Source organism: Candidatus Cloacimonadota bacterium, assembly GCA_019429305.1.
GTDB lineage: Bacteria > Cloacimonadota > Cloacimonadia > Cloacimonadales > JAJBBL01 > JAHYIR01.
Window position 1 is genome coordinate 34,888 of the sequence record JAHYIR010000009.1, and the last position, 12,330, is coordinate 47,217.

A 12,330-nucleotide genomic window follows, 5' to 3' on the forward strand; every position below is an offset into this window, starting at 1 on the left:
ATATGAACGATAACAAGTGGATCAAAATCTCTCTCGGCATTATTGCTATGACAATCATAGTAGTAATCCTCAAAGAATTAAGGTCAATATTCATCCCCTTAACTTTTGCTATATTTTTGACTTTTATCTTTGCACCGCTCAATACTGCTCTTTATAAAAGAAAGATACCTAAATTGATTGCTATTCTAATAATGATGACGATCATCTTTGTTTTCTTTGCTTTGATCCTGTTCATTTTTTACTCGGCTATCTATTCCTTGATCATTGAGTTCCCTAAATATCAAGAGAAGATGATTGAACTAATAAATCAATCATATGCTAGTTTACAGGAATGGATTTTGAAAATGGAAGGAGTTTTTTCCAAAATGCCAGATTGGTTTAATCAGGTTCAAATTTTATCGCCAGGGAGTTTTTCCATTACCCGTTTTGTAACAGGGACAATGGGTACTTTCTTTGACTTTTTTATAAAACTATTCTTAACATTGATTTTCTTGATCTTCATAGTCGCAGGAATAGATAGATTAGGTAATCGAGTAAAGAAAGTACTGACTGAGAGTCGTAATAAACAAACACTTAAGTTGATTAATAATATTCAACTTCAAATGACAAAATACTTTCTGAATAAGACATTGATTAGTTTAGGCACCGCATTGACCGGTATGTTATTTATGTTGCTCTTCAAGATCGACTTTATTCTGATGTCAGGGATTCTCTTATTTGTTCTGAATTTTATCCCCAATATCGGTTCGTTTGTTGCCTCTGCTTTTCCAATATTTATCTGCTTGCTACAATACGGATTTGGTTGGCAGTTTATTGGTATTACGATTAGTTTGACCATGACTCAAATGGTATTTGGGAATATTTTAGAACCTAGTTTAATGGGTGAAAAACTTAATCTCTCCCCGATAATTGTCTTGATCTCACTTATCTTTTGGGGTTGGGTATGGGGAGCTGTCGGTATGATTCTGGCAATACCAATAACATCAGCAATAAACATTATCATCAAAGAAGTAAACGAATTTAGCATCATATCAGCTATCATAAGCGACGAATAAGTTAGTCATCTTTCACTGATTTTATAGCTTATAATATTGCAAGCGTTATGCCTTTAAGAATAGCCAGAGTCGTCAAAGGGAGTATTGCTGATAAAGCAGGAATTACCAACGATGATGTAATTATTAGTGTCAATGGAAATGTCATAGATGATTTCATAGGGCTCCAGTTTTACTGTTCAGATCCTATACTGAATTTCGATATACAACAAGCAGACGGAAAGATAAGGAAGGTAACAATTACCCAAGATTGGCAGTCAAAATTAGGTATTGAACCGGGAAAATATCAAATACGTAAATGTACCAATAAATGCATCTTTTGTTTTATTGATCAGATGCCATCTCAACTAAGAAGAAGTCTATATCTGAAAGATGATGATTATCTTTTCTCATTTGTTTATGGAAATTATATATCTTTGAACAATCTGCAAGACAAAGACTATAAAAGAATAGTTGATGAACGGATCAGTCCCCTCTATATCTCTGTTCATACTACAAACCCGACCTTTAGAAAGCAGATCATGGGATATAAGCAAGAAATTGATATTCTGGATAAGCTTAAGTTTCTATCACAGAATAGGATTAGCTTTCATACCCAGATAGTCGTTATTCCCAAGATGAATGATAAAGAAGAATTAAGAAAGACAATCATTGACTTAACTCATCCTGATATTAACACCCTTTCAATCGGCTTAGTACCTGTCGGATTGACAAAACATAGAGATGATCTTTATCCGTTAAGAAATATCACTGCGAATGAAGCAAAAGAAGTCATAAATTTAGCTAATTTTTTAGCAAATTCTACAGGTTTCAGTCAGATCTATTGTGCTGATGAGCTTTTTATATTATCAGGGATAGAAATACCCTCTATTCAGTATTATGACGACTTTTGTCAGATAGAAAACGGTATTGGTATGTTAAGGGCTATGCTAAAAAACTGGCAAAGGAAACAACAAAGATTTGCTAAGCTCCTATCAGATGAATCCTTACTCTTTGTAACCGGTATACTTGCTGCCAAATACATCAGACATATTGCTGGGAGTATAAATCATATCTTTGGTGAGAAAAGAGCCGAAGTTTTGGTAGTTGAGAATAGTTTCTTTGGGGATACTGTTACGGTATCCGGTTTATTAACATATCAAGATATTGAAAGAGAATTGTCGAAGAGAGAATCTCTTCCCGATTACCTTGCCTTCAGCAGCAATATGTTCAATGTAGATGGCTTCACTTTAGATGGTATCCATCAAGATGAATTAAGTGAACGATGGCAACGGAAAGTATTAGTGATTAATGAACTATGGACTGACTGGAAAATAATACATTAATTGAGTTTATAACAGAATAAGATCAAGATACCAGTCAATTATCTGCTTACCAATAAAAAGATAGAGAAGTACTCCTATAGTTATAAAGGTTCCGAATGGAAATTCCTTTTTCAAATCAAATCTAATTAACGGAAGAGTAATCAGAGCTATTATTGAAGAGACAAGGATAGAAAAAATTACTCCTATAAAACCAATAAATAGTCCTACTCCAAGAATAAGTTTAATATCACCACCACCAATTCCCACTTTACCTGTTAGTTTCCAAAAAACATAAGGGATAATAAAAAATAGTAAGAACCCAAATGCAGCACCCGTGAGAGCTGATTTTACAGATACATCGTTATAGGGAAGCCAGATAGTTATCAATCCAATAATGATTAGTGGTAGAGACAAAGTATCCGGAATGATTTTATGATAGAGATCAATAAAGAAGATGATGATAAGGAAACCTATTAAGAGGGCATATTTAAAGTATATAAAGGAAAAATAGCTCCCAAAACGGAAGAAAAGCAACAGAAACAATAGAGCAGAGATAAATTCTACCACAGGATAATGCCAATGTATCTTTGTTTTACATTCCCGACATCTTCCTTTTGTAAGAAAAAAACCGATTATTGGCATATTAAGCCATTTGGGGATCGGTTGTGAGCAATTGGGACAATAAGATGAAGGATAAACTATGGATTTTTTTTGGGGTAACCTATAAATACAGACATTGAAAAAACTCCCAAAGGAGGAACCAATGATGATGATTAAAATGATTTCGACAGCAATGGGCAATACTTACCACCACCAATCGTTACTGCGTTGATGTAAACCCATCGAGCGAAATTCGAATCTAATACTTGTATTTTCAGAAGGACGATAGTGAAGAGAAAACTCAGGTATGATCTGACTTCTATTATCATTGTTAGCTTTAACAGAAAAACTATCTTCCCACTTTGCAGTCCCATAATTCACAAAGTTAAGATCAACCTTAAAATCAAGCTTCGGATGAAATTTATAGAAGAGGTGATTAGTATAAACTGATTGATAGAATCCTTGTCCATCAGATGAGAAACCGGTCATAAAAGACATAGTATGATTCATCCTCATGTTAGCTGGATTTAAAATGCCATTCAAATTCATATAAGGATTACTATTAGTTAAACTCCATTCATCAGAATATAAGGATATTGCAGTAAACATTAAGAACACGATTATTAATAAGATTATCCTATTCATCTTTTCCTCCTCTCTTTTACAAGATATTACACTTCATTCTTTTGTCAAAGAGTTTCTTAAGCAGCGAACCCCTTGAGTTAATTCTCATTTCCTTCGTAGTTCATATTGATTAACGCATCTTTGTTTATTAGTATCATTCATCTGACCGAGTTTAAGAGAATTTTTATAAACTCAGGTTTCTAACTCCTTATCCGACAAATTTTTGTTGACAATTTGATAAGGTTAAGTATGGTAGTAATATGTGAGAAATACTGACTTAAATATACTTAGGATGAAGTGAAACAAATATTTTATAATGACCTAGGATATTGTCAGCTGTTGGGAGTTTATTGGGAGTCTTAATGAGTATCTTAAGAATGGGATTAATAGGGTGCGGAAGAATATCCGGAAAGCACTTCGAAGCAGCAGAACAATTGGAAAATGCTGGATTTGTTACCTGTGCCGACATCATACCAGAAAGAGCTGCAGCTGCAGCTGAGAAATACAATTTATCATCCTATTACACAGACTATCATGAAATGTTAGCCAAAGAGAAGATTGATCTGGGAGTTATTTGTGCTCCGAGCGGCTTACATCCCGAGATTGGCATAGCAGTAGCCACGAAAAAGATTCATGTCTTAACAGAAAAACCGATGGCAATAAATCTAAAATCTGCAGATGAACTGATTGAAACTTGTGAAGCTAACAAAGTTCATCTCTATGTTGTAAAGCAGAATCGCTTGAATCCAACAATGTTGCTATTAAAGAATGCAATACTTAAGAACAGGTTCGGCAAGATATATTTAGTACAATCTAATGTTTTTTGGCAAAGACCTCAAACTTACTACGATATGGCAGATTGGCGGGGAACATGGCAATATGATGGTGGAGCATTTCTCAATCAGGCGAGTCATTATGTTGATGCTCTTTATTGGTTGATTGGACCTGTTAATTCAGTTATGGCAGAGTCTGCTACTATGGCGAGGAAGATCGAAGCAGAAGATACCGGTGTTGCCTTATTAAAATTTAGTAATGGAGTTATAGGTTCAATCAATGTAACCATGCTCACTTATCCTAAAAATTACGAAGGTTCTATAACAGTAATAGGTGAAAAAGGAACAGTAAAAGTAGGGGGCATAGCATTAAATAAGATAGATAAATGGGAATTTGAAGATTATGATGATGATGATCGTTTACTGGAAGAGGCAAATTATCAACCATTGACAGTCTACGGTTCTGGTCATTTACCCTATTACTTAAATGTGATAGAATCACTTAAAGGAAAGACTAATCCTTATACTAATGGACGTGATGGTAGAAGTTCCTTGGAAATCATCTTAGCTTTTTATGAATCGGTTAAAAGTGGGAAGAAGATAAATCTTCCTTTAAAAGTATGAACTAGAGTAGACAAACTACAGTACTTCAAATAAGAGAGGTAGAATTTGGTATTGGAAAGATATTTTGAGTCAAGACAATTGATTGTTGATAAGGCACTAAGGGACTACTTAACGCCGATAAAAACCTATCCTGAGCAGTTATATGAGGCAATGCACTATGCTCTTTTTTCTGGTGGTAAACGGTTGCGCCCGATACTTTTTTTTGCTGCCTATGAAATGTTAAAAGAGAAGAAAAATGCCGCAATATTACAGTCTGTTGTACCTGCTGCCTGTGCTTTAGAAATGGTTCATACAGCATCCTTGATACATGATGATCTGCCCATTATCGATAATTCGGATTTAAGGCGTAACGAACTAAGCTGTCATAAGAAGTTTGACGAAGCAACAGCAATCTTAGCGGGAGATGCTTTGCTGACTAAAGCATTTGAGGTTTTAACCGATATAAACAATGCTTCGAAGGCAATAAGCTGCATCGGAGTATTGGCTCGAGCTGTTTCTACTCGAGGAATGATCGGTGGTCAGACTGTTGACGTATTAGTTACTAGTACCAAAGCAAGAATAAATGTTCTGAAGTATATCCATATGAAGAAGACAGGATCGTTATTACAAGCAGCTATGGACTTAGCTTGTGTTTTAGCTGACGCAGAGGAGAATGTTATCTTAGCGTTAGAGAGTTTTGCTCTCAATGTCGGATTAGCATATCAGGTTATAGATGATATTCTTGATGAGATTGGAACGAGTGAGATATTGGGCAAAGAGCCCGGAGAAGATGCTCGTAACAACAAAGCTACTTATGCAGCGATACTTGGCTTAGATAAAGCGCGGAAAACTGCTGAGAAATTGCTGGATGATTCTTACAAACTGATTAAAAATATGCCTAACAACGAAGTTTTAGTCGAATACATTTACATGATAAGAGAAAGAATCCCGATATGAAAAATTATCTTCTAATTATAAGACCGCTTAACTGTCTGTTCATTGGATTTGCTGTCCTTGTTGGAGGTTGGCTCAACACGGAAGTTGAGAGCTATCCTGTACTATTAATAGCAATGTTAGTAGCGATGTTAATCGGTGCAGGTGGTTATGTAATTAACGATTTCTTCGATATAAGAATTGATTCGATCAATAAACCTCATCGGTTATTACCCAGAGGGGTATTCAAACCGGAATTTGCTTTCATGTATGCCCTCTTCTTATTCATGTTCGGGATATCGATCAGCATTTTTACGATCAACTTCTGGGCGATTTTTATAGCAGTTCTCAATTCGATACTTCTCTATCATTATGCCAAATCTTTGAAGAACACAATTCTTTGGGGTAACTTGGTTATCTCTTATATCACAGGTAGTGCTTTATTGTATGGTGCCGTAATTACTAACAATATTCTTAATATACTGCCTCTTATTATATTTACAATTTTGTATACTTTCGTGAGAGAGATCATTAAAGATGCTGAGGATGAAAAGGCAGATAGAATAATCGGTGTTAAGACTTATGCTACAGCATTCGGACAAAAGCAAGCTGTTTATATTTCTCTAATACCAGCTTTACTTCTTGCTATCAGTTTGTATATTTATTATATTGAGAAACTAATATCGAAAAGTCTCTTCGAGATAGTTATATTAGTCTATTTGATCCCTTTGATTTTTATTTACCTATATCTGCTAATCAAGATTAATCCGGAAAGGTTACACCGCAGCTCAGTATTTATTAAGATCCATATGTTGATTTTATTGATAACATATATCATAGTAATTTGAGGTTGAGAAACTTTTTACCTCAGATAGTTCAATAATAAATTAAGGATAGAATTGGGATGAGTACTTTAGACAGTATTAACGGAAATTTGTATTCTAAAGATCAGAATGACAAGATCTACTCACAAATCTTACAAATGCCCAAACCTGCCTATTTTGTGCTTATAGATCCTGATAAAACTGGAGTTAAAGAATCTTTAAGCTTAGCAGTTTTAGCAGAACAAAAAGGTGTTGATGGGCTTTTAATAGGGAGCAGTTTGCTTCTTCACGACAATCTAGATAACTGCTTGCGTGAAATGAAAAAACTGGTCAAAATCCCTATCATAATCTTTCCTGGTCTTTTGAATACTTATTCACCATTAGCTGATGCTATATTATTCCTTAATATGATCAGCAGCCGTAATGCTCAGTTATTGATAGGTGAGCAGGTAAGAGCAGCTCCTTTGCTAAAGAAATTAGGGTTGGAGTCGATAAGTACTGCCTACATACTCATTGAATCGGGGAAATTGACGTCTGTCCAATATGTCAGCAACAGCTTGCCCATTCCGAGAGACAAACCCGATATCCTAATAGCCCATGTTTTAGCAGCTGAGTATATTGGGATGAAGATGATCTATTTAGAAACTGGTAGTGGAGCCAATCAACCAGTTCCTCTGGAAATGATAAAACAGGTAAAGTTAACAACAGATCTGCCGATTATCGTCGGTGGAGGAATAAGAAAAGCTGATACAGCATCAGAAATTGCTGCAGTCGGAGCAGATATTATTGTAACCGGTACAGTCATGGAAGACGAAGAGAATCACCAGTTATTAGCTGATTTTGTGGAAGCAATTCATAGATGGCGAAAATGATAGATATCCATTCCCATATACTTCCAGGTGTTGATGATGGTTCACCTGATTTAGAGACTTCTTTGCAATATCTTAAATTGATTCAGGATAGCGGGGTCTCTGATCTTTTTCTTACACCACATTATATTCCTGGCGAGTATAATAATACCAAAAATAATATTCTGGATAAATGTTATTCTTTGAAGTTAGCAGCAGAGCAGGAGAATATCACCATCAGACTACATTGCGGATTGGAGCTCTATTTGACCGATTCGCAAGCCCAGAATATTAACTTTAGTGATTTTCGTATGGGAGATAGTGACTACATATTGGTCGAGACCGCACTCAACGGTTTTCCAATGAATCTATTAGACGTACTATTTTATATGGTCAGAAAGGGTTATAAACCAATATTTGCTCATCCGGAAAGGTATGTAAACATAATTGAAGATATCTCAGTTGCCGAAGACCTCATATATCGAAATGTCTATCTACAGGCAAATTCCGGTAGTTTTTTAGGTCATTATGGTCCGACTATTTCTAAGACAGTCTGGAAGTTGTTTCATAGAGGATTTTTGCATTTCATAGCTTCTGATGAACATTGTATCAGCAAATCGTATTCTTTATTGAAACTCAGAAATATGCTCTTGGATAATTATTCAGAAGAGCAAATAAATACCCTCATATATGATAATGCGGCGAAGATTATTTCTAATGAAAAAATTGCTCTATTTAATCAAAAAATATCACCTCTAAACGAGAGAAAGAATTCGGGAAATATTCTGCATAAATTGCTAAGTTTTCTTGAGAGATGAATAAAAGTATCTTACTAACAGGTGCAACCGGATTTATTGGTCGGAATGTAGCCCGAGTATTAGCTTCTAAAAAACAAGATTTCGCAGTACTGGTCAGACCCGGTACGAATAGTACCAAATTAAAAGATTTAACCGATAAATGTGAGATAGTTGAACTGGATTTGTCATCAGTTGATTCTTTAAAGGATTTTTTAGATAAGAGCAAATTCGAGACGGTAATTCATATTGGTGCTTTACGAGGTGGTCGTAAATACCCTCAGAAAACCTATTACGATACGAATGTCAAAGCTACTGAACAGATCATTTTAAACTGTCTCAAGAATGATTCCAAATTACTTTTTTGTTCGTCTGTAGGTGTCTATGGTGCTATTCCTCAAGAATTGCCTGCAAATGTTAATACGGTATATCAATCTGATAATTTTTATCATTACACAAAGATTAAAGCAGAGTCTATCATCAAAAAATATGCTCTTTCCGGACTAAAGAGTGTCATCTTGAGACCGACAATAACTTATGGTGAAAATGATTATGGGTTTCCCTATACATTAGTGAAGTTGATTCACAGAAAGCTTCTTCTTTTACCTGATCTGGCAATCAGAATCCACTTAGCGCATATTAATACTGTCGTTGAAGCATTCTACAAGCTTGCAGTAGAGGATTATACCGGGAATAAGATCTACAATATTGCGGATCCTTCACCAGTTAAACTAAAAGAACTTGTGGATTTCATCAGTCATAGATTGAGAGACAATCCTTATCCTGAAAACAGATATATCTCTGCCAGAAAATTTCGCAAAATAACAACTTTATGCCAAAGATACGGATTCAACAGCTTACATACCAAGCTCAGATTGATAAATTATAGCTGGTTCTATGATGTTACACCAAGCTACAAGGAGCTGACCATCCAACCCAGAAAAACCATTCCTGAATTCAAGATTGTTATAGACTGGTACAAGAAAATTCATCATATCAAGTAGGTATTTAATAATGGCTATCCCGATAATAACCAATTGGAAGAACTATTTTACAGATGAGAATGAAGGGCTCGGCTCTTCTTACGAAAGAGTAATTATTAATCAGCTTCTGGAGAGGGTCTGCGATCAGTATAGTATTCAAAAGGTTTTAGAGGCACCTCTGTTTGGATTCACCGGTTTATCAGGTATTAATAGTATGAATCTAGCGCTTAAAGGTAAAGAAGTTGCCCTGATAGATAGTAATAGTGAACGTTTAGTAATGGTCGAAACCATCTGGCAGGAACGAAAACTACCTGTTGATATCAAATACTCACAAGATTTTTCGATCTTGCCTTATGATGATGCAGAGTTTGATCTCTGTTGGAATTTTTCAGCCCTTTGGTTTGTTAAAGATTTAAGCAGTTTTCTCGCGGAGTTTAACCGCCTGGCTAAGAAAGTGATTTTATTGATAGTTCCTAATAGAAGCGGTTTAGGATTCATTTTTCAGTCTCTAAGCAGTTCCAGGGGTTATAAAGATATAGTTAATACTAAATGGATCAGACCTGCTTGTTTTTCCAAGATTTTATTAGATCTTGGTTGGAAAGAAGTCGAACATGGTTTGATAGATTGCCCTCCTTGGCCTGATATAGGGATGAAAAAAGAAGTTTTAGCCAAGAAACTTTTCTTAAGTTTTTTGCTTGATAGGCATACTGAGCAACAGCATCAGAATTCTATAATGGACTATTATCGTGGAGATGATGACCAATTCCCCGAAAAAATGATGAAATACAATCGCTTGGAAAAAAAACTGCCAAATTTATTGAAACGGTTTTGGTCACATCATCATTATTATCTATACGTAAAGAAAGGCAGGTAATAGATATTTGACTGAGGAAAGATTATTATCTCTAAAGATAATAGTCCGATTCTTATTTATCTCGAACTGATATGAAAAAGAAGATACTGACTATAGTAATAGGCACATTAATCGGCATTATTTTTACAGCTATTTGGCTGCAATTAGTTGATCTCCGTACGATCTCCCAGATGATCAAAGATTTGAAATTGCAGTATGTGATCATTAGTATACTATTTTATTTATCTGCTTATTTTATTCGTTCTTTAAGATGGAATCTCCTGCTTAAAAGAGTTCAACCGTTATCAAAAATGAGATCTTATCTGATCATGATGGCAGGAAACTTCACTAATTATCTGATTCCTCTCCGAGTTGGAGAATTGATGCGCTGCTATTTCATCAAGAAAATGCACGGAACCAGAATGACGAAAACTCTACCATCTGTTTTTGTTGATAAACTCTTTGACTCGATCGGGATTTTGTTCGTTTTATTGCTTGTCCCGCTTCTTTCGGTCTCTTTACCTGCTACTTTGAATATCTTGCTAATATTGATTTCTTTGCTATTGATAATTGGTTGTATAATCCTCATATCAGCCATTTATGCCGAAAGCAAGATAGTAAGTTTGTTAAAAAAACTCTTTTTTTTCATTCCGACTAAATATGAGGTTAAGTTAGATGAGACTCTATCTCTGTTTGTTGAAGGTTTAGCAGTTTTCAAAGACCATAAGCAACTGCTGCTCCCGGTGATACTCTTTTCGATCATCGCCATCTTCTTCGATAGTTTTTTCTTTTTTGCTCTCTTTTTAGCATTTGGAATTAGCATAAACTATTTTTACATTTTACTCGGTTATACTCTGATCTACCTGTCCTATATAATTCCTCATCCTCCAGCTCAGTTGGGTAGCAATGAGTTATTGATGTTTCTTATCTTTGCAGCCGGTTTTGGCATGCAGGCAGATAAAGCAGGGGCCATTATGCTTTTTTCTCATATCTTGACAGGATTGATCATTGTAACTATCGGGTTAATCTCTTACAGTTACAGTGGAGTACAATTATTGACGATAATTAATAAAGGAGAAGTTTTAAATGAGTAACGAAAAGAACAGGATTGCACTTCTGGAAAAATTAAAGACCGACAAAGAGAAGATCTTGCAAGAATTAAGAAAAGCGATAATAGGACAGGATAAGGTAATCGAAGAGGTTATGATAGCCCTCTTTGCTAAAGGGCACTGTCTGGTTGAAGGTGTACCCGGATTGGCAAAGACTATGTTGATCTCCTCACTTGCTAAAGCGTTGAATCTCAAGTTCAGCCGGATTCAATTTACACCCGACTTAATGCCTTCCGATATTACCGGAACCGATATTCTGGCGGAAAGTAAGGCAGATGGGAAAAGATATTTCGAATACATCAAAGGTCCTATTTTTTCCAATATCATCTTAGCCGACGAGATCAACAGAACACCCCCCAAGACCCAATCCGCTCTCCTACAGGCAATGCAGGAATATCAGGTAACCGCCGGAAACAGCACCTATAATCTTGATCAACCGTTTCTGGTATTGGCTACGCAAAACCCCATTGAACAAGAAGGCACCTATCCACTACCGGAAGCACAATTAGATAGATTTATGTTTAATATCAATATCTACTATCCTTCTTATGAAGAAGAACGTGAAATAGTTATCAAAACTACCAGTTCTGATCCGATTAATATAGAACCGGTGCTTACCGCTGACGAAATACTTGAAATGCAGAAAATGATCCTTACTTTGCCAGTCAGTGAACATGTTCTTGATTATGCCGTAAAACTTGCCCGGGCTACCAGACCTGATTATCCGGAGGCACAAGACTTTATTAAAAGATGGGTTAGTTGGGGTGCCGGTCCTCGTGCTTCTCAATATCTGGTCTTAGCAGCCAAAACCAAAGCTGCTCTCGATGGGAGAGCGACTCCAGCGGAAGAAGATGTCAGAAGGGTAGCGGTGATAGTTCTGCAACATAGAGTGATCGTTTCCTTTGCTGCTGAAGCTGAAGGTATGAAAGCCAAGACTGTCGTGGAGAAACTTATCAAGCATCTGGATGAATCAGCTAAATAGTTCTGCTTTATTAATTGATCGATAAACAGAGAATCTGATAGGGAAAAG

13 protein-coding genes are annotated in these 12,330 nt (G+C 35.8%); 11 read left to right on the forward strand and 2 right to left on the reverse strand.

Annotated features, from left to right (window positions below):
* Positions 1 to 2: 2 nt before the first annotated feature.
* Together K0B81_05430 and K0B81_05435 are read left to right on the forward strand one after the other, a co-directional pair.
* Positions 3 to 1,055, forward strand: coding sequence for an AI-2E family transporter (locus tag K0B81_05430; protein MBW6516042.1), 1,053 nt, complete (start codon positions 3 to 5; stop codon positions 1,053 to 1,055).
* 47 nt (positions 1,056 to 1,102) lie between these two features.
* A complete protein-coding gene (locus K0B81_05435) occupies positions 1,103 to 2,377 on the forward strand; it encodes a DUF512 domain-containing protein (GenBank protein ID MBW6516043.1) in 1,275 nt (424 codons plus the stop codon).
* 6 nt (positions 2,378 to 2,383) lie between these two features.
* Here K0B81_05435 and K0B81_05440 read toward each other — a convergent pair whose 3' ends face one another.
* Positions 2,384 to 3,157: a prepilin peptidase gene (locus tag K0B81_05440; GenBank protein MBW6516044.1), complete on the reverse strand. Its 774-nt coding sequence runs from the start codon at positions 3,155 to 3,157 to the stop codon at positions 2,384 to 2,386.
* Positions 3,158 to 3,160: 3 nt separating this feature from the next.
* Positions 3,161 to 3,601 carry a hypothetical protein gene (locus tag K0B81_05445; GenBank protein ID MBW6516045.1) on the reverse strand — a complete coding sequence of 147 codons (441 nt, stop codon included), beginning with the start codon at positions 3,599 to 3,601 and terminating at the stop codon, positions 3,161 to 3,163.
* A 341-nt stretch (positions 3,602 to 3,942) separates the two neighbouring features.
* Between K0B81_05445 and K0B81_05450 the strand changes: the two genes are divergently transcribed.
* The 9 genes from K0B81_05450 to K0B81_05490 all read left to right on the forward strand — a co-directional run bounded on the left by K0B81_05450 (position 3,943) and on the right by K0B81_05490 (position 12,282).
* Positions 3,943 to 4,977 (forward strand): Gfo/Idh/MocA family oxidoreductase, encoded by a 1,035-nt coding sequence (locus K0B81_05450; protein ID MBW6516046.1) that lies wholly within the window; start codon positions 3,943 to 3,945, stop codon positions 4,975 to 4,977.
* Between the two features lie 45 nt (positions 4,978 to 5,022).
* Positions 5,023 to 5,913 carry a polyprenyl synthetase family protein gene (locus tag K0B81_05455; GenBank protein ID MBW6516047.1) on the forward strand — a complete coding sequence of 297 codons (891 nt, stop codon included), beginning with the start codon at positions 5,023 to 5,025 and terminating at the stop codon, positions 5,911 to 5,913.
* On the forward strand, positions 5,910 to 6,737 hold the full coding sequence (locus tag K0B81_05460) for a geranylgeranylglycerol-phosphate geranylgeranyltransferase (GenBank protein MBW6516048.1): 828 nt from the start codon (positions 5,910 to 5,912) through the stop codon (positions 6,735 to 6,737). Before K0B81_05455 ends, K0B81_05460 begins: the two co-directional genes overlap by 4 nt.
* Before the next feature lie 56 nt (positions 6,738 to 6,793).
* Positions 6,794 to 7,585, forward strand: coding sequence for a geranylgeranylglyceryl/heptaprenylglyceryl phosphate synthase (locus K0B81_05465; protein MBW6516049.1), 792 nt, complete (start codon positions 6,794 to 6,796; stop codon positions 7,583 to 7,585).
* A complete protein-coding gene (locus K0B81_05470; protein ID MBW6516050.1) occupies positions 7,573 to 8,379 on the forward strand; it encodes a hypothetical protein in 807 nt (268 codons plus the stop codon). Before K0B81_05465 ends, K0B81_05470 begins: the two co-directional genes overlap by 13 nt.
* Positions 8,376 to 9,359: an NAD(P)-dependent oxidoreductase gene (locus K0B81_05475; GenBank protein MBW6516051.1), complete on the forward strand. Its 984-nt coding sequence runs from the start codon at positions 8,376 to 8,378 to the stop codon at positions 9,357 to 9,359. Before K0B81_05470 ends, K0B81_05475 begins: the two co-directional genes overlap by 4 nt.
* A gap of 10 nt (positions 9,360 to 9,369) precedes the next feature.
* The gene (locus tag K0B81_05480) at positions 9,370 to 10,212 is read left to right on the forward strand and encodes a class I SAM-dependent methyltransferase (GenBank protein ID MBW6516052.1); all 843 of its coding nucleotides are present in this window, start codon (positions 9,370 to 9,372) and stop codon (positions 10,210 to 10,212) included.
* A 71-nt stretch (positions 10,213 to 10,283) separates the two neighbouring features.
* Positions 10,284 to 11,285 (forward strand): flippase-like domain-containing protein, encoded by a 1,002-nt coding sequence (locus K0B81_05485; GenBank protein MBW6516053.1) that lies wholly within the window; start codon positions 10,284 to 10,286, stop codon positions 11,283 to 11,285.
* On the forward strand, positions 11,278 to 12,282 hold the full coding sequence (locus K0B81_05490; protein MBW6516054.1) for a MoxR family ATPase: 1,005 nt from the start codon (positions 11,278 to 11,280) through the stop codon (positions 12,280 to 12,282). The genes K0B81_05485 and K0B81_05490 overlap by 8 nt, the downstream gene beginning before the upstream one ends.
* The last annotated feature ends 48 nt before the right edge of the window (positions 12,283 to 12,330 follow it).

Coding starts and splice junctions, on each gene's coding strand:
- K0B81_05430 (MBW6516042.1), top strand. CDS start 3: ATGAACGATAACAAGTGGATCAAAATCTCTCTCGGCATTATTGCTATG.
- K0B81_05435 (MBW6516043.1), top strand. CDS start 1,103: ATGCCTTTAAGAATAGCCAGAGTCGTCAAAGGGAGTATTGCTGATAAA.
- K0B81_05445 (MBW6516045.1), bottom strand. CDS start 3,601: ATGAATAGGATAATCTTATTAATAATCGTGTTCTTAATGTTTACTGCA.
- K0B81_05450 (MBW6516046.1), top strand. CDS start 3,943: ATGAGTATCTTAAGAATGGGATTAATAGGGTGCGGAAGAATATCCGGA.
- K0B81_05460 (MBW6516048.1), top strand. CDS start 5,910: ATGAAAAATTATCTTCTAATTATAAGACCGCTTAACTGTCTGTTCATT.
- K0B81_05465 (MBW6516049.1), top strand. CDS start 6,794: ATGAGTACTTTAGACAGTATTAACGGAAATTTGTATTCTAAAGATCAG.
- K0B81_05470 (MBW6516050.1), top strand. CDS start 7,573: ATGGCGAAAATGATAGATATCCATTCCCATATACTTCCAGGTGTTGAT.
- K0B81_05475 (MBW6516051.1), top strand. CDS start 8,376: ATGAATAAAAGTATCTTACTAACAGGTGCAACCGGATTTATTGGTCGG.
- K0B81_05480 (MBW6516052.1), top strand. CDS start 9,370: ATGGCTATCCCGATAATAACCAATTGGAAGAACTATTTTACAGATGAG.
- K0B81_05485 (MBW6516053.1), top strand. CDS start 10,284: ATGAAAAAGAAGATACTGACTATAGTAATAGGCACATTAATCGGCATT.
- K0B81_05490 (MBW6516054.1), top strand. CDS start 11,278: ATGAGTAACGAAAAGAACAGGATTGCACTTCTGGAAAAATTAAAGACC.